10 protein-coding genes are annotated in these 19325 nt (G+C 51.4%); 9 read left to right on the top strand and 1 reads right to left on the bottom strand.

From position 1 onward, the window contains the following. Positions 1–10 precede the first annotated feature (10 nt). The 9 genes from ispG to EAS44_RS07630 all read left to right on the top strand — a co-directional run bounded on the left by ispG (position 11) and on the right by EAS44_RS07630 (position 17826). The gene (gene ispG, locus EAS44_RS07590) at positions 11–1129 is read left to right on the top strand and encodes a flavodoxin-dependent (E)-4-hydroxy-3-methylbut-2-enyl-diphosphate synthase (protein ID WP_000551807.1); all 1119 of its coding nucleotides are present in this window, start codon (positions 11–13) and stop codon (positions 1127–1129) included. Between the two features lie 110 nt (positions 1130–1239). Then, entirely contained in the window at positions 1240–2514 is a 1275-nt protein-coding gene (gene hisS, locus EAS44_RS07595) for a histidine--tRNA ligase (protein WP_001107167.1), read from the top strand. A 17-nt stretch (positions 2515–2531) separates the two neighbouring features. Continuing rightward, positions 2532–3152 carry an ancillary SecYEG translocon subunit YfgM gene (gene yfgM / locus EAS44_RS07600; RefSeq protein WP_000409203.1) on the top strand — a complete coding sequence of 207 codons (621 nt, stop codon included), beginning with the start codon at positions 2532–2534 and terminating at the stop codon, positions 3150–3152. Positions 3153–3162: 10 nt separating this feature from the next. Continuing rightward, a complete protein-coding gene (gene bamB / locus EAS44_RS07605) occupies positions 3163–4341 on the top strand; it encodes an outer membrane protein assembly factor BamB (protein ID WP_001177034.1) in 1179 nt (392 codons plus the stop codon). Between the two features lie 117 nt (positions 4342–4458). Then, entirely contained in the window at positions 4459–5931 is a 1473-nt protein-coding gene (gene der, locus EAS44_RS07610; protein ID WP_001350310.1) for a ribosome biogenesis GTPase Der, read from the top strand. A gap of 62 nt (positions 5932–5993) precedes the next feature. Continuing rightward, the gene (locus tag EAS44_RS07615; RefSeq protein ID WP_001196894.1) at positions 5994–6209 is read left to right on the top strand and encodes a zinc ribbon domain-containing protein; all 216 of its coding nucleotides are present in this window, start codon (positions 5994–5996) and stop codon (positions 6207–6209) included. 208 nt (positions 6210–6417) lie between these two features. Then, positions 6418–8622 (top strand): intimin-like inverse autotransporter protein SinH, encoded by a 2205-nt coding sequence (locus EAS44_RS07620; protein WP_001331821.1) that lies wholly within the window; start codon positions 6418–6420, stop codon positions 8620–8622. 54 nt (positions 8623–8676) lie between these two features. Further along, entirely contained in the window at positions 8677–9654 is a 978-nt protein-coding gene (locus EAS44_RS07625; RefSeq protein WP_000806617.1) for a SinI family autotransporter-associated protein, read from the top strand. A gap of 120 nt (positions 9655–9774) precedes the next feature. After that, positions 9775–17826, top strand: a complete 8052-nt coding sequence (locus EAS44_RS07630) for an adhesion domain-containing protein (protein ID WP_000059876.1) — start codon at positions 9775–9777, stop codon at positions 17824–17826. A 68-nt stretch (positions 17827–17894) separates the two neighbouring features. Here EAS44_RS07630 and xseA read toward each other — a convergent pair whose 3' ends face one another. Further along, positions 17895–19271 (bottom strand): exodeoxyribonuclease VII large subunit, encoded by a 1377-nt coding sequence (gene xseA, locus EAS44_RS07635; protein WP_000937882.1) that lies wholly within the window; start codon positions 19269–19271, stop codon positions 17895–17897. Between the last annotated feature and the right edge of the window lie 54 nt (positions 19272–19325).

Here is a 19325-nt window from a genome sequence, read left to right on the forward strand (position 1 = left end):
GAGATTTTTCATGCATAACCAGGCTCCAATTCAACGTAGAAAATCAACACGTATTTACGTTGGGAATGTGCCGATTGGCGATGGTGCTCCCATCGCCGTACAGTCCATGACCAATACGCGTACGACAGACGTCGAAGCAACGGTCAATCAAATCAAGGCGCTGGAACGTGTTGGCGCTGATATCGTCCGTGTCTCCGTACCGACGATGGACGCGGCAGAAGCGTTCAAACTCATCAAACAGCAGGTTAACGTGCCGCTGGTGGCTGACATCCACTTCGACTATCGCATTGCGCTGAAAGTAGCGGAATACGGCGTCGATTGTCTGCGTATTAACCCTGGCAATATCGGTAATGAAGAGCGTATTCGCATGGTGGTTGACTGTGCGCGCGATAAAAACATTCCGATCCGTATTGGCGTTAATGCCGGATCGTTGGAAAAAGATCTGCAAGAAAAGTATGGCGAACCGACGCCGCAGGCGTTGCTGGAATCTGCCATGCGTCATGTTGATCATCTCGATCGCCTGAACTTCGATCAGTTCAAAGTCAGCGTGAAAGCGTCTGACGTCTTCCTCGCTGTTGAGTCTTATCGTTTGCTGGCAAAACAAATCGATCAGCCGCTGCATCTGGGGATCACCGAAGCCGGTGGTGCGCGTAGCGGGGCAGTAAAATCCGCTATTGGTTTAGGTCTGCTGCTGTCTGAAGGCATCGGCGACACGCTGCGCGTATCGCTGGCGGCCGATCCGGTCGAAGAGATCAAAGTCGGTTTCGATATTTTGAAATCGCTGCGTATCCGTTCGCGCGGGATCAACTTCATCGCCTGCCCGACCTGTTCGCGTCAGGAATTTGATGTTATCGGTACGGTTAACGCGCTGGAGCAACGCCTGGAAGATATCATCACTCCGATGGACGTTTCGATTATCGGCTGCGTGGTGAATGGCCCTGGTGAGGCGCTGGTTTCTACACTCGGCGTCACTGGCGGCAACAAGAAAAGCGGCCTCTATGAAGATGGCGTGCGCAAAGACCGTCTGGACAACAACGATATGATCGATCAGCTGGAAGCGCGCATTCGTGCGAAAGCCAGTCAGCTGGACGAAGCGCGTCGAATTGACGTTCAGCAGGTTGAAAAATAATAACGTGATGGGAAGCGCCTCGCTTCCCGTGTATGATTGAACCCGCATGGCTCCCGAAACATTGAGGGAAGCGTTGAGGGTTCATTTTTATATTCAGAAAGAGAATAAACGTGGCAAAAAACATTCAAGCCATTCGCGGCATGAACGATTACCTGCCTGGCGAAACGGCCATCTGGCAGCGCATTGAAGGCACACTGAAAAACGTGCTCGGCAGCTACGGTTACAGTGAAATCCGCTTGCCGATTGTAGAGCAGACCCCGCTATTCAAACGTGCGATTGGTGAAGTCACCGACGTGGTTGAAAAAGAGATGTACACCTTTGAGGATCGCAATGGCGACAGCCTGACTCTGCGCCCTGAAGGGACGGCGGGCTGTGTACGCGCCGGCATCGAGCATGGTCTTCTGTACAATCAGGAACAGCGTCTGTGGTATATCGGGCCTATGTTCCGTCACGAGCGTCCGCAGAAAGGGCGTTATCGTCAGTTCCATCAGTTGGGCTGCGAAGTTTTCGGTCTGCAAGGTCCGGATATCGACGCCGAACTGATTATGCTCACTGCCCGCTGGTGGCGCGCGCTGGGTATTTCCGAGCACGTAACTCTTGAGCTGAACTCTATCGGTTCGCTGGAAGCTCGTGCGAATTACCGCGATGCGCTGGTGGCATTCCTTGAGCAGCATAAAGAAAAGCTGGACGAAGACTGCAAACGCCGCATGTACACTAACCCGTTGCGCGTACTGGATTCAAAAAATCCGGAAGTGCAGGCGCTTCTCAACGACGCTCCGGCATTAGGCGATTATCTGGACGAGGAATCTCGTGAGCACTTTGCCGGTCTGTGCAAACTGCTTGAGAGCGCGGGGATCGCTTACACCGTAAACCAGCGTCTGGTGCGCGGTCTGGATTACTATAACCGTACCGTTTTCGAGTGGGTGACTAACAGCCTCGGTTCCCAGGGCACCGTGTGTGCAGGTGGTCGTTATGACGGTCTGGTGGAACAACTGGGTGGTCGTGCAACACCGGCAGTCGGTTTTGCGATGGGCCTCGAACGTCTTGTATTGTTAGTTCAGGCCGTTAATCCGGAATTTAAAGCCGATCCTGTTGTCGATATATACCTGGTGGCTTCAGGTGCTGACACACAATCTGCGGCTATGGCATTAGCAGAGCGTCTGCGTGATGAATTACCGGGCGTGAAACTGATGACCAACCACGGCGGCGGCAACTTTAAGAAACAGTTTGCCCGTGCTGATAAATGGGGTGCCCGCGTTGCTGTGGTGCTGGGTGAGTCTGAAGTGGCTAACGGCACAGCAGTAGTGAAGGATTTGCGCTCTGGTGAGCAAACTGCAGTTGCGCAGGATAGCGTAGCCGCGCATTTGCGCACGTTACTGGGTTAAGGAAGGAGAAGGACAGCGTGGAAATTTACGAGAACGAAAACGACCAGGTTGAAGCGGTTAAACGCTTTTTTGCTGAAAATGGCAAAGCACTGGCTGTTGGGGTGATTTTGGGCGTTGGCGCACTGATTGGCTGGCGCTACTGGAACAGCCATCAGGTTGATTCTGCACGCTCCGCTTCTCTTGCCTATCAAAATGCGGTTACCGCAGTGAGCGAAGGCAAACCGGATAGCATCCCAGCGGCGGAAAAATTTGCTGCTGAAAATAAAAATACTTATGGTGCGCTGGCTTCTTTGGAACTTGCGCAGCAATTTGTTGACAAAAATGAACTAGAGAAAGCTGCCGCCCAGTTACAACAGGGGCTGGCAGACACGAGCGATGAAAATCTCAAAGCCGTGATAAATCTGCGTCTTGCTCGCGTTCAGGTACAGCTCAAGCAGGCTGATGCCGCGCTAAAAACCCTTGATGCTATCAAAGGTGAAGGGTGGGCTGCCATTGTTGCCGACCTGCGTGGTGAAGCATTGCTGAGCAAAGGTGATAAGCAAGGTGCGCGTAGTGCATGGGAAGCAGGCGTGAAAAGCGATGTTACCCCGGCACTGAGCGAAATGATGCAGATGAAAATTAATAATTTGTCCATCTGAGAGGGACCCGATGCAATTGCGTAAATTACTGCTGCCAGGACTGCTTTCCGTTACCCTTTTAAGCGGCTGTTCGCTGTTTAACAGCGAAGAAGATGTGGTAAAGATGTCCCCATTGCCAACCGTTGAAAACCAGTTTACGCCGACTACTGCGTGGAGCACTTCCGTTGGTAGCGGCATTGGCAACTTCTATTCCAATCTTCATCCGGCACTGGCGGACAACGTTGTCTATGCAGCGGACCGCGCTGGTTTAGTAAAAGCGCTGAATGCGGATGACGGCAAAGAAATCTGGTCTGTCAACCTGGCCGAGAAAGATGGCTGGTTCTCTAAAGATCCTGCATTACTTTCTGGCGGCGTGACCGTGTCTGGTGGGCATGTCTACATTGGCACCGAAAAGGCGCAGGTTTACGCGCTGAATACCAGCGATGGTACTGTGGCATGGCAAACTAAAGTCGCGGGTGAAGCACTTTCGCGCCCGGTGGTCAGCGACGGTCTGGTGTTAATCCACACCAGTAACGGTCAGTTACAAGCGCTGAACGAAGCTGACGGCGCTGTCAAATGGACAGTTAACCTCGATATGCCTTCGCTCTCTTTGCGTGGCGAGTCTGCGCCGGCAACGGCTTTTGGTGCGGCCGTCGTGGGTGGCGATAATGGTCGCGTCAGCGCAGTGCTGATGGAACAGGGCCAGATGATTTGGCAGCAGCGTATTTCCCAGGCGACCGGTTCTACCGAAATTGACCGTCTGAGCGATGTTGACACGACTCCCGTCGTTGTTAACGGCGTTGTTTTCGCGCTGGCCTATAATGGTAACCTGACGGCGCTTGATCTGCGCAGCGGTCAGATTATGTGGAAACGCGAACTGGGTTCGGTGAATGATTTCATCGTCGACGGCAATCGCATCTATCTGGTCGATCAAAATGACCGGGTGATGGCGTTGACCATTGATGGCGGCGTTACGCTGTGGACACAAAGCGATCTGCTGCATCGCCTGCTGACTTCTCCGGTGCTGTATAATGGCAACCTGGTGGTAGGTGACAGCGAAGGTTATCTGCACTGGATTAACGTCGAAGATGGTCGTTTCGTTGCCCAGCAAAAAGTTGATAGTTCTGGTTTCCAGACTGAACCGGTTGCCGCTGACGGCAAACTGCTGATCCAGGCAAAAGACGGAACCGTGTACTCTATTACACGTTAATCGTCTCTGTCGTTCACTTTGAAAACGGCTCCTGGACAGGGGCCGTTTTCCTGTTTTTAACAACGACACGAATATAGCGTGCGTTGTCTGATGATTTATAAAAATGAGGCTTTAAACATGGTACCTGTGGTCGCGCTTGTCGGGCGCCCTAACGTAGGAAAATCCACGTTATTTAACCGTCTAACTCGCACCCGAGATGCGCTGGTTGCGGATTTCCCGGGTCTGACTCGTGACCGTAAGTACGGTCGTGCGGAAATTGAAGGCCGTGAGTTTATCTGCATTGATACCGGCGGGATTGATGGCACAGAAGACGGTGTAGAAACCCGCATGGCGGAACAGTCGCTGCTGGCGATTGAAGAAGCGGACGTCGTACTGTTTATGGTGGATGCGCGCTCGGGCCTGATGCCGGCGGATGAAGCGATTGCTAAACATCTGCGCTCCCGTGAAAAACCGACCTTCCTGGTGGCAAACAAAACTGACGGTCTGGATCCCGATCAGGCAGTGGTTGATTTCTACGCGCTTGGTTTAGGTGAAATCTACCCGATCGCCGCGTCTCACGGTCGTGGCGTATTAAGTCTGCTGGAGCACGTGCTGCTGCCGTGGATGGAAGATCTCGCACCGCAAGAAGAAGTCGACGAAGACGCCGAATACTGGGCGCAATTTGAAGCGGAAGAGAACGGCGAAGAAGAAGAGGAAGACGACTTCGACCCGCAAAGTCTGCCGATCAAACTGGCGATTGTGGGTCGCCCGAACGTAGGTAAGTCTACACTCACTAACCGTATTCTTGGTGAAGAGCGCGTTGTTGTTTACGACATGCCTGGCACGACGCGTGACAGTATCTACATTCCAATGGAACGCGACGGACGTGAGTATGTGCTCATTGACACCGCTGGCGTACGTAAACGCGGCAAAATCACCGATGCGGTAGAGAAATTCTCGGTAATCAAAACGTTGCAGGCCATTGAAGATGCCAACGTGGTGATGTTGGTGATTGATGCGCGTGAAGGTATTTCCGATCAGGATCTCTCCTTGCTGGGCTTTATTCTCAATAGTGGGCGCTCACTTGTGATTGTAGTGAACAAGTGGGACGGCCTGAGCCAGGAAGTGAAAGAGCAGGTGAAAGAGACGCTGGACTTCCGTCTGGGCTTTATCGATTTTGCTCGTGTGCACTTTATCTCTGCCTTGCACGGCAGTGGTGTTGGTAACTTGTTTGAATCAGTACGTGAAGCGTATGACAGCTCCACCCGTCGTGTGGGGACCTCTATGCTGACGCGCATCATGACGATGGCTGTTGAAGATCACCAACCACCGCTGGTACGCGGTCGTCGTGTGAAGCTGAAATACGCCCACGCCGGGGGTTATAACCCGCCGATTGTGGTGATTCACGGCAATCAGGTGAAAGACCTGCCTGATTCCTACAAGCGTTACCTGATGAACTACTTCCGCAAATCGCTGGACGTAATGGGATCGCCGATTCGTATTCAGTTCAAAGAAGGGGAAAACCCGTATGCGAACAAGCGTAACACCCTGACGCCAACCCAGATGCGTAAACGTAAGCGTCTGATGAAGCATATCAAGAAAAGTAAGTAATCACTTATCTGGTTTCCCTTTCCACACGGAGAGGGAAGCCGAATAACACGCGAGGAGTATTTATGGCACTCAACTGTCCAACCTGCAAAACCCCTCTCGAACGCAATGGCGAGACTGCTCACTGTGCAACTTGCGACAAAGACTTTACCGTCCAGGCACTTTGCCCTGAGTGTCATCAGGCGTTACAAGTGTTAAAAGCTTGTGGTGCTGTGGATTATTTCTGCCAACATGGGCACGGTTTAATATCTAAAAAACGCGTTGAATTTATTATTGCTTAATATCATGTGAATGTATTGTTTTATCATTTATATTTAATATATGAATGATAAACAATCTGTTATTAGTGGAATAACTAATGTATTTGAGTGAAATCACTAATTTAAATAATTAAGAATATATTTACTCTTTATGACATGCCTTTCTGAATAATCAGGGATACAATATTAAAGCTTATTTTTGACTGTATCATTGTCACAGGGAAAGTGCATGCTGCGATGGAAACGCTGTATTATTCTAACATTTATCTCTGGTGCTGCTTTCGCGGCGCCAGAGATAAATGTTAAGCAAAACGAATCGTTACCTGATTTAGGTAGCCAGGCAGCACAACAGGATGAACAAACCAACAAGGGTAAATCGCTGAAAGAGCGCGGAGCCGATTACGTCATCAACTCCGCCACGCAAGGGTTTGAAAACTTGACCCCTGAGGCGCTGAAATCTCAGGCCAGAAGCTATCTGCAAAGTCAAATCACCTCAACCGCACAATCTTATATTGAAGACACACTCTCTCCCTACGGTAAGGTCCGTTCGAACCTCTCCATTGGTCAGGGCGGCGATCTGGATGGCAGTTCCATCGATTATTTTGTTCCCTGGTACGATAATCAAACCACTGTTTATTTCAGCCAATTTTCTGCGCAACGAAAAGAAGATCGTACGATCGGGAATATTGGCCTTGGGGTAAGGTATAATTTTGATAAATATCTATTGGGTGGAAATATATTTTATGATTATGACTTTACCCGTGGACATCGCCGTTTAGGTTTAGGCGCCGAAGCCTGGACGGATTATTTAAAATTCTCAGGCAACTATTATCACCCACTTTCTGACTGGAAAGACTCTGAAGATTTCGACTTTTATGAAGAACGCCCTGCGCGCGGCTGGGATATTCGCGCTGAAGCCTGGCTACCCGCTTACCCGCAGCTTGGCGGAAAAATTGTCTTCGAACAATATTATGGGAATGAAGTCGCGCTTTTTGGTACCGATAGTCTGGAGAAAGATCCCTTCGCTGTCACGCTGGGTGTGAAATACCAGCCCGTTCCGCTCATTGTTGTCGGTACAGATTTCAAAGCTGGCACTGGCGATAATACCGATCTTTCTGTTAACGCAACGCTGAACTACCAGTTTGGCGTCCCGCTCAAAGACCAGCTTGATCCTGACAAAGTGAGCGCGGCTCACTCGCTCATGGGTAGCCGTCATGACTTTGTTGAACGTAACAACTTTATTGTTCTGGAATACAAAGAGAAAGATCCCCTCTATGTCACTTTGTGGCTGAAAGCCGACGTCACGAATGAACATCCCGAGTGCGTGATTAAAGATACGCCTGAAGAAGCTATCGGGCTGGAAAAATGTAAATGGACCATTAACGCGCTCATTAACCATCACTACAAAATCGTTGCTGCCTCCTGGCAGGCGAAAAACAATGCTGCCTCCTGGCAGGCGAAAAACAATGCTGCCCGCACGCTGGTGATGCCGGTTATCAAAGAGAATACCCTGACAGAGGGTAACAATAACCACTGGAACCTGGTGCTGCCCGCCTGGCAGTACAGTTCCGATCAAGCCGAACAAGAAAAACTCAATACCTGGCGAGTACGTCTGGCGCTGGAAGATGAAAAGGGCAATCGGCAGAACTCTGGCGTGGTGGAAATCACCGTTCAGCAGGACCGTAAAATAGAGTTGATTGTTAATAACATCGCGAACGTGCCAGAAGAGAACAACCACAGCCACGAAGCCAGCGCTCAGGCAGATGGCGTTGATGGTGTGGTGATGGATCTCGATGTAACCGACAGCTTTGGCGATAACACCGACCGCAATGGCGATGCGCTGCCGGAAGATAACCTCACGCCGCAGCTTTACGACGCGCAGGACAAACGAGTGACGTTAACCAACAAGCCTTGCTCGACCGACAACCCCTGCGTTTTTATCGCTAAACAAGATAAAGAAAAGGGCACTGTCACCCTCTCCAGTACCTTACCCGGCACCTATCGCTGGAAAGCAAAAGCCGCGCCCTACGATGACAGTAACTATGTGGATGTCACTTTCCTCGGGGCAGAAATTGGTGGGCTAAATGCTTTTATCTATCGTGTGGGGGCGGCTAAACCCAGCAACCTGATAGGTAAAGATAAAGAACCGTTGCCGCTCAACAACACTTATCGATTTGTTTTGTGGCGCGACAACAATAAAGACGGTGTCTTCCAGCAGGTCGAAAAACTGACTGACGAAGAGATGGTGCAGTACGACTACAAGTGGGAATTTACCGGCAAGAGCATCAATGGTGAAGTGGGTGCACAGGCGAACACTTCCAATGAGGACATTGTGATTCCGGCCACTAACCGTGAAGCGGCGCAAACCTATGGCGCACAAGCGGGAGATGGCTTGCAGGGATACGGTTTACGCGTGCTGTATACCAAAAAATAAGATTGGCGTAAGGCCAGTCGGCCAGTCGCTGAAGGTTCATTAAGGAGAGCATCAATGAAGCAGGATAAAAGACGCGGTCTGACCCGGATCGCATTAGCGCTGGCACTGGCAGGTTATTGTGTGGCACCTGTGGCGCTGGCTGAAGACAGCGCCTGGGTCGACAGCGGTGAAACCAATATTTTCCAGGGGACCATTCCGTGGCTCTATTCGGAAGGGGGAAGTGCTACGACAGATGCCGACCGTGTAACGTTGACTTCTGATCTAAAAGGCGCTCGCCCGCAAGGCAGTGAAACGGACAAGCGTCTTTACTCGGGTGATAAATTAACCGTAAGTTGGGAAATTGGTGATACCGAAGGCGACGTGGATCTTGGGGGATTGGGCGATAACGCGAAAACTATCGATACTATCCGCTGGATGAGCTACAAGGATGCGCAGGGGGGGGATCCAAAAGAGCTGGTAACGAAGGTGACCAGTTACACTCTTACCGATGCCGACCGTGGTCGTTATATCGGTATTGAAATTACGCCAACCACGCAGACCGGTACGCCAAACGTCGGGACTGCGCTGCATCTTTATGACGTTTCTACTGCCAGCGGCGGCGGAAGCGACAGCGATAACGTTGCACCGGGGCCGGTGGTTAACCAGAACCTGAAAGTCGCCATCTTTGTTGATGGTACCAGTATCAACCTTATCAACGGTAGCACACCAATCGAACTTGGCAAAACCTACGTGGCCAAACTGTACTCGGATGAGAACAAAAATGGCAAGTTTGATGCGGGTACCGATGCTGACGTCACCGCCAATTATGACTTCCGTTGGGTACTTTCTGGCAGCAGCCAACAGCTTGGCACTTCGGGTGGCATCGTTAACTCAAGCTTCGATAATAACAATTTGGTCATCCCTGCGACCAACGACGAAGCCAGAACCAACCTTAACGGCCCTGCGCGCGATGGAAAAGAGGCACTTTCCATCCCGACCAACGGCGACGGGGTACAGGGTTACAAACTTCACATTATTTACAAACACAAATAACGCGTACTCAGCAGCATTCCCGCAAGGGAATGCTGTTTCCGCATATTTTGCTTAATCCCGGATTAAGCAAAATATATTGATGCGACAAGCGTCCGTTTAACAACCGGTGGAGTTTCTGTCATGTCCCTGACCCTGAATAAAATCCTTGTGTTATGCGCATTGCTGATAAGCGCAATGCTGCCTGGGTGGTCATGGGCAGAATCTGCATGGCAAGACTCTTCAGATACGGTCGGCGAATTTAACGGTACCGTGCCCACCGCCGACAGCGCCAGCATACCCGTCTACCAGGGCAGTGTCTTTCTCGATCCTACAAAGACGCATGAGGTAGCGTTTACCGCTAAACCGAGTGAATTCAACGCGGATGTTAGCGTCTCTAAATTGCTCGTCACCAACCCGCAAGACAGAGAAGGCGATATCATTGCCACCCCACGTTGGGAAAACCAAACGCCACCGGCTGTATCTTTAGTTTGGGCGGATGCCGCCACGCCGGACACCTTACTGGACCCACAGCCAGTCGCAGATCGCTCGTTTTGTGCACAGGGACTTGCCGGGCGTTCGCTGGTCGCCTGGGCGCAGCCTGATCCCCAGCAGACCATGCCGCTGTTATATTTACTCACCTCGACGGGCTATCCCTATGAAAGTGTTCTGATGCTCGCCGATCAGAAAGTGACGCTGAAGATTGCGCCCGCGCAGGGTGACCTTATTTCCGTCAGCGCTGCGGGCTATGACGAATCCTCAGGTGCGGCGAAAATGACGGTTGGGGGCAGTATCACGTTAACGGTCACCACCAAAGATTGCGTCGGTAATGTTGTGGGGAATATTCCTTTTGTTATCAAACGCAAAGATGCTGAAAACCGCCAGGGTGTGGTGAACAATACTGCGCCTGTAAAACTGGGCACGACCGAATTAACCACCACCGCGACGGAATATCGTGGTACTACCGATGCGAATGGTGTTGCCACGGTTACGGTCACCCAGGCCAACGGCCCTGGTGTAAAAACGCCGTTGGTCGCGAGCCTCGCGGGTATTGCTCAGGCCAGTGAAACGGCAGTGATCTTTACCGTCCTCACCAGCCCGGATGTTCCGCAGGCTACAATGTGGGGTCATATGCCCGATACGCTGAAGGCCCGTGATTACACTTTTAGTCGACCAAAACTGGCGGCGGAAGTCGATAATGAAGGCGGTACGGTTAACGATCACAATGAAACCTGGTCCACCTTTACCTGGAGCGGCGCGGATAAACATTGCGACATTTTGCCCGGAATGCGTCAGTTCGGTGCGCTGGCGACGGTGGTGCCAACGTCAGTGCAGGATGTGGCTGGTTGGCCGATGCAGGGTAATTTCTACTGGTCATCACTGGCGGGGATGAGCGGCCAGCACCATGCGGCGGATGTTTCGAACCGCAGCGAAGCGCAAAAACCGGACGATACGACGTTTATTGTGAGCTGTGTCGATAAAGAAGCGCCCGATGTTGAACCGAAGCTGGTACTGACGCCGGGCAGCTATGATTCGACGATAAAAGCGATGAAAGTAAAGGTGGGGGAAGAGGCTTCTTTACGTCTGACGATTACCGATAGCAAGAACAACGATCAGCCGCTGGCTTACTACTACTTTTCGCTGCATCTGGATGACGGCATTAACCGTAAGAATCAAACTGACGCCGCGTGGGAGACGCATCCGGTACAAATTGATGGCGGCAGTAACGTTCGCAAAGTTGACGCCCATACCTATGAAGGGATCACTGATGCTAACGGAGAGGCCACTCTGACGCTGACCCAGCCAGGCGGCGTGGGGGTGAAAACTCACATCACCGCGAGAATGCGCAGTGATTTTACTGCCTCGGATGAGAAAGACGTTATTTTTACGGTGATCACCAGCCCCGATACCGACAAAGCGCGGATGTGGGGCCATATGTTGGGCATTATTGAAGCGAACAATATCTTTAAACGCCCACGGCTGGCGGATGAAACCGACAACGAACAGGGATCGGTGCGGGAAAATAACGAAGACTGGGCGCTGTTTGATCAGAATAGCAGTATGCAGGCTGAGTGTGGTTTAGGTCATATTCCGAGCCAAAGTTCATTGCACAGTTTGTTTGCCGCTCATCCAGCCAATGCCATCGGCACCGAATATGGCTGGCCAACGTTGCAAAAAGCGTATCTTAGTGCGGTGGAAGAGACGTCGCACGCGTCGGTAAACCTGGCCACGGGCAACATCGACACCTATTCCGGCTTTAAGCAAAACTATCTCTCTTGTTCGGGCAATGAGATGGTCGCCCAGATTGCCGCGACCACCGATCGTGATGTTTCCGCAGGCAGCAGAGCGCAGGCCAAAGTGGGTGACACGATCACCATGACGGTACGCACCTTTAATGCCTTGAATAATGCACCCGTGCCGTATACCGCGTTCACCATTACTAAAGATATGGGGAAAAATCGTCAGGGGCAGACTACAGGTTTTGATGATCCAACCCGCGGCGCAATCGAGATGAATGGCACACTCTACGGAACATCGCAACCGTCTTTAGTCTATGCCGGTACTACGGATGCGCAGGGTTTTGCGACTGTGGAAATTAAGCAATCGCAAGGTGTGGGCTTATCGACGCCGCTAAATATTGTGCCTGTGAACTCCTATATTCCCAATACTGTTAATTACAATGTGATTTTCACTACGCTCACCAGTCCGGATGCGGTTGGCGCGCAGATGTGGGGGCATATGGATGAGACGATTACCGTCGATGCTTTAACCTTTGCCCGACCCCGACTGGCTGCGGAAGTGTTCAGTCCGGACGGCACATTAACGGAAAATAACGAAGTCTGGTCGCGAGTCAGCCAGGCCAACGCCTCCAGCACCAGTAAAGGTGGCTGTGGCGCCAATATGCTCCCACGCCGTTCTCAGCTTAGCGCGCTCTATGATGCCAATAACGGTGACGGTGTACAGACAGTACACGGCTGGCCAACGCAGCGTCAGCCCTACTGGAGCAGTTCGCCCGCAGATCAGGTACCGCATTATTACACCATAGCCCTCAACGATGGGGCGCGGACCGTTGGCGGTAGCACGGCGGTTTATGTCAGTTGCCTGACGACGGCTAACAATCCTGCCAGTAGCATTACGCTGGAAGTGGTGGATCCGGCGCAGTGGAACGCGGCTGCAAATGCGGCGAAGCTGAAAAAAGGCGAAACGCTACAGGTAAAGGTGACGGTAAAAGATGCGCAGGGCAATCCATTGGGTGATATACCCTTTACCCTGAAACGTGGCGATGGTTATACCCGCTCAGAGGAAAAACACGTTGCTGGTAGCAGTGATGCGCTGGTTGCGCCGGTTGTGGTCAATGGTGGCCTGGCGGACGAAACTTCGCTTAATAATACCGCTGCAGCATACAGCGCCATGACCGGCAGCGACGGAACTAAAATTCTCACTATTACCCGCCCGGATACCCATGGCACGAAAACGTCGCTGACCGCTAGGCTCTATTCAGATACAACGAAAAAAGCGACCCTCGATACCATTTTTACCGTTGTAACCAGTCCGGACAGCGATAAGGCGAAAATGTGGGGGCATATGCCTGAAACAGTGACGGCTGCAGATGGAGCGGTCTTTAAACGCCCATTATTGTTGAAAGAGTTATCCAGTACGTCGGGTCGAACAGCGATTGCGGAAGATAATGAAGACTGGGCGCAATTTACCCAAGCTCAGGCTATAAGCACATCCTCTAATGGTTGTGGTAGTGAATATGTTCCCTCTCAGGCCGGGCTGGAGTCATTGTATGAAGCCAACCGCGGAAATGCGATGAAAACGGTTCAGGGCTGGCCCGTCGCCTCAAGTTACCTTTCCAGCACGACAGGTAGTAGTAGCCTGGAACAGCGTGACTTCAAGGCCGTCAATCTCAGTTCAGGCACCAGTTCGATAATTCCATCTGCCACAAAAGAACTGCTTACCTGCCAGACGACGCCGATTGTTAAGGCAAGCCAAATCGTTCTTGAAGCTGCAGACCTCACAAAATTTGACCGTATGAATAATGTTGTCAAAGTGAAAAAGGGTGAAGAAGCCGTATTACGAGTGACCACTAAAGATGCGCAGGGTAAGCCTGTGGGAAATACCGCATTTACCCTCAAACGAAACACCAGCGTGAACAGGGCCAATGTGTCAACTACGACGTCGATTGCTTCACTGGCGGTAACGGATGCCTGGGGAAATACTCAAAATGATTTTCTTTCAACGACCCTGGTTATTTATGGCGTGACGGGGGCTGATGGCACCACCACTTTCACATTGAAGCAAGACCAGACTACCGGGCTAAAAACAGAACTCACGGCAGCGTTGGATTCCTCCAGCAGCACTAAATCGACGCTTCCCGTTGTCTTTACGGTGCTTACCAGCCCGGATTCGCCAAAAGCCAAATTCTGGGGGCATATGGCTGAAACGGCGACAGGCGATGACGGTCTTATTTATCGAAGGCCTTTGCTGAGGGACGAGAATAGTGCTACCACCAGTATCGGTACCCTGGTGGAAGAGGGGGAGGCCTGGTCTACGTTCCCGTCGGGCCAGGCTAACGATACCTCGATAAATGGTTGTGGCGCGGAGTATGTTCCAACTGACAATGAACTTAGGGCCATTTATGCGCACCAGGGGAGTAGCGCATTACATGACGCTATTGGCTGGCCAGTGTCGAGGTTCTATATCTCGAATACCGTTGCAGATACGTTCACTCAAACCTTTACGTATGATGTCGTTTCGCTGAAGACAGGAGATGAAACGCAGATGCCCTCATCTGGTGGTGCATTACTGAGCTGCCGGACCACGCCTGTCGCCGTTGCCAGTCAGATCATTGTTGAGGCGAATGATACGGCGCAATTTGTCAAAGTTGACGACACCTTGAGTGCGTTGAAAGTGAAAAAAGGCGAAGACGCGGTGATTCGCGTGGTGACTAAAAATGCGCAGGGAAATAGCGTGCCCAATGTCCCCTTTATTCTCAGACGTGAAGGCTCGAAGAACCGTCAAAATGCCGAGATGATAAATAAGTCGATTACGGTAATTAACGCGGCAGGCGCTTCTGCGAGGATGAATAGTTCTTCAAGCCTGCTTTATGGGGTGACTGGCGCGGACGGGACTACCTCCTTTACGGTAAAACAAGATGATTCTATGGGCCTGGTAACCAATATGTACGCCCAGTTGTATCAGCTGACGATAGAATCCAACAAATTACCGGTCATGTTTACCGTCATAACCAGCCCGGATACGCCACTGGCAAGTTACTGGGGGCATATGCCTGAAACGTTTACTACCCGGTCGGGAATTGCCTTTAAGCGGCCATTGCTTACTGCCGAGCATCCAGCGGGGCAGTCAACCATGGCTAATAATGAATCATGGCTTTCTTTGAATACGGCAGCAAAAAATGATGTCAGCAAATCAGACTGCGGCGAACCTTATCAACCGTTATTAAGCGAATTTCAAGAGTTATACAGTGAACATCCTAATGGTGCGATAGGGACCGATTTAGGCCTTCCGCTGACTAACACCTGGTGGGCTTACGATAAAATTGCCTACGCGAACGTCTGGTACGATCAGTCTATTAATTTATCGAATGGATCAAGCTCCAGGGCATTATCAAACACCGTGGCATTTGTGTCCTGTCTGGTAAACCCTCATGCAGTGGCAGCTTCTATAGAGATGACCTCCACGGCACTGGATGCGGAGAAAACGGCCAGCAACGATGGTCGCCCTAGTGCAACGGCGGCGAAAGGTACGGCGATCCGGATGACGGTGATTGTGCGGGATAGCGGAGGAAATCTGTTGCCAGGCGCAAACTTTAATCTCATACGCGGGACTGCGTTGGATCGTGCAAAAAACAGGCTAGATTCTACGTATGATGATCTTACTATCGTGCCGGTCACCCCTGCCGGAGTAAACATGTCACTCTATAATAATGGGGCACAGGCACTTCTGACGACAGGAAGTGATGGTAAAGCGACTTTTGATGTGACGCAAAACGAGACTTATGGGCTGGCAACTCCGCTCACTGCAACATTGATGCGCGACACCACAAAAAGTGCCACGATGGATGTTATTTTCACTGTGATAACCAGTCCGAACTCACCGAAAGCAAAATACTGGGGTCATATGCCCGACACGTTTACCAGTAGGGCGGGGGTGACCTTTAAACGACCGCTACTGGCAGCAGAAGCGACCTTGGGGTCCTCGGTAAGTAATAATAATGAGTCGTGGTCATACCTTTTTTATACCAATAAAGTTACGCCGGATTGCCCGGTTGAGTATCAGCCGCGTCTCAATGAGTTACAGGGGCTATATAATGATCATCCAGGCGGGACAATACTGACAGATTTGGGGTTGCCTATAACTGCCGGAAGTGGAAATTGGTGGACTTATGAAATGAGCACCACTGACGCGTTGACGTGGTATTACGGCGTCATTAATTTGAAAACGGGACAATCGACGACGACTATTAATGGATACGCTTTAATGCTCTGTCTGACGCAGCCACATTCGGCACCAGCAAGCCTTACGCTGTCATCGACTGCCTATGATGAGGGCCGAACTGCCAGCAATGGTGGTACCCCCACGTCATCTGTGAAAAAAGGTGAGATGCTTCCCATCGTGGTGACGATCAAAGATGCCAATGGTAATCCTGTTGGCGGCGAAGGTGTTACGCTCAAGCGCGTGCAGGCGAAAAGCCGTTCAGGGATCTCTGTATCCTCCAATACCGTAGATGATCTCATTTTAGATGAAGTCACCCCGACATCGGCGCGTATCTCCTTCAACCAGAATACGTCGGCATGGAGCGGCTTCACCGGCAGTGATGGCACGATAACGTTCAACGTTACCCAAAATAACACCGTTGGTCTGGTAACGCCGTTTACAGCTTCATTGGCGCGAAATCCGCAGGTTACGGCTAATCAGGACCTGATATTCACGGTAGTGACCAGCCCGGATTCTGCGAAGGCTAACTACTGGGGGCATATGCCAGCAACCTTGACGGCAGTGAATGGTGCGGTATTTGAACGCCCGAAATTGTGGAGTGAACTGACATCGACTTCTGGCGTCGGCAAGATCAATAACAATAATGAAGACTGGCCGTACTTTACCCCAACACAGAAATCAGATGCGAGTGTGAGCCCTTGTGAAGTAGCAAGGCAGCCACTATTCAATGATTTAAGTTCGTTGTCTGCGCGTTATCCGAATAACACGTTTGTCACTGAAACTGGCTGGCCTGCGTATTACACCTGGTGGGCAGAGGATAAATCCGCCGATGGTAAAGACCAGTCGGTTGATTTGAGAAATGGCACGCTGTATACGGGTTCAACAAAATCATTTCAGCCTTGCCTGGCTAACGCGCGTTCAACGGTTTCCAGCGTCACACTTACCTCAACAGCGTTTGATGCAGCCACTCAGGCGGCGAAAGTGAAAAAAGGCGAAGCCATGTCCGTTACCGTGACGGTGAAAGACAGCGCCGGGAATACGGTGCCGAATGTTGAATTTACTTTGAAACGTGGTGAGGCATCGCCGCGTAACGCTGGGGCAACGTTGTATGGCAATGTAGTGGCGATGGACGATCTCGTCGTTCAGCCGTTATCAGGTTCGGCTGTTACGCTGAGTGAAAGCGGTAATACCATTAGTGGCATGACAGGCGCGGATGGGACGGCAAGTTTTACGCTCCGCCAGGATAATACCCCTGGTTATAAAATGCCACTGACGGTTACTCTGGCTAATTACGCTTCCGCGACAGACACGCTGGATGCTATTTTTACGGTGCCAACCAGCCCAAATGTTTCATCGGCGCACTTTTGGGGACATATGGCAGACACGGTAGTGGTGAATAGTAAATCGCTACATCGACCGTTGTTAACGACGGAATTGCCGTCCGGGGCTAATCCCGTATCCTCACCGATTATTAACTACGAAAACTGGGCTTCTGCACATATCATTGATGCCAGTAAATGGGATATCGCAAGGCAGTGTGGCAGCATAGAAAATGCACCGACATACAATGAATTAGAGTTGTTGCATACTGTTTTTAATTCACTGGGATGGCCGTCTTCACCCAGTTTTCCTTATTTGTCCTCTCAACAGTGTGGGATGGACGAAGGTACTGGAGCGCAGGATTGTAGTATCACGCTAATAAATAAACCGGGTCTGGTGACCTGCTTCCAGTAACCAGCATGGCGGATCTGGCGTAGCCTGGGAGCTATTGCCGGATGCGATGCTGGCGCCTCTTATCCGGTCTACGGATTAGACGTTTTTTTACGTGATTTGCGGGTTTTTGTTACGGCGCTGACTTCACTAATCACCACACCATCTCCCAGTCGTGTGGTCAGTGTCTCACCCACTTTCACTTGCTTAACCTGTTTTAACACCGCGCCATCAGCGGCGCTGGTGACGCTATAACCGCGCGCCAGCGTTGACAGTGGGCTTACGGCTTCGAGGTGTGTTACTGCATTACCGAAACGTTCACGCGTGGCGCTAAGCTGTGCGCGCAGGGTTTCTGCTAAACGATATTCCAGTTGCTGAATGCGCGTTTGCGCGCGATGAATACGCGACTGCGGATTTTGCTGGACGAGTTGCCGTGTTAATCGCTGCTGTTGCTGACCCGCGCGTTTAAGCTGACTCTCCAGCGCAAAGCTCATCCGCTTTTGCAGACGTTCGAGCATAGTTTGCTGACGTGCCAGCCGGAGCTGCGGATGCTGCTGCTGCAAGCGATGATGGATCTGCGTAAAACGACGCGTGCGGTTGGCGAGATAATAATCCATCGCCATCTCCAGCCGTTGATGGGTCGATTGCACCTGGCGCAGTAACTCTTGCTGATTGCGGCTCACCACTTCAGCGGCGGCTGACGGCGTTGGCGCACGCAGATCAGCGACAAAGTCGGCAATCGTCACATCGGTTTCATGCCCGACGGCGCTGACTATCGGAATGCGGCTGGCAAAAATCGCCCGCGCTACACGTTCGTCGTTAAAACTCCATAAATCTTCCAGCGAACCGCCGCCGCGCCCAACGATCAACACGTCGCACTCATTGCGCTGATTCGCCAGTTCAATGGCGCGAACAATTTGCCCTGGCGCGTCATCGCCCTGAACGGCGGTGGGGTAGATGATCACCGGCAGAGAAGGATCGCGACGTTTTAACACATGCAAAATATCATGTAGCGCAGCACCGGTTTTTGAGGTGATCACACCAACGCAATGCGCAGGGGAGGGGAGTGATTTTTTGTATTGCAGATCGAACAAACCTTCAGCCTGCAACTTCGCTTTAAGCTGTTCGTACTTCAGTTGCAGCAATCCTTCACCGGCCGGCTGCATACTTTCGACGATAATTTGATAATCGCCGCGCGGCTCGTAGAGTGTAATATTGGCGCGAACTAAAACCTGTTGCCCGTGCTGTGGGCGGAAGGTGACCCGGCGGTTGCTGTTTCGGAACATCGCACAGCGCACCTGCGCGGTATCGTCTTTAAGCGTAAAGTACCAGTGACCGGAGGCTGGTTGTGTAAAATTAGAGATTTCGCCGCTGATCCACACCTGCCCCATCTCATGCTCAAGCAGCAGACGAACCGTTTGATTCAGGCGGCTAACGGTAAAAATTGCAGGGGATTGAGAAGGTAACATGTGAGCGAGATCAAATTCTAAATCAGCAGGTTATTCAGTCGATAGTAACCCGCC

It is taken from the genome of Escherichia coli DSM 30083 = JCM 1649 = ATCC 11775, assembly GCF_003697165.2.
Taxonomy (GTDB): domain Bacteria; phylum Pseudomonadota; class Gammaproteobacteria; order Enterobacterales; family Enterobacteriaceae; genus Escherichia; species Escherichia coli.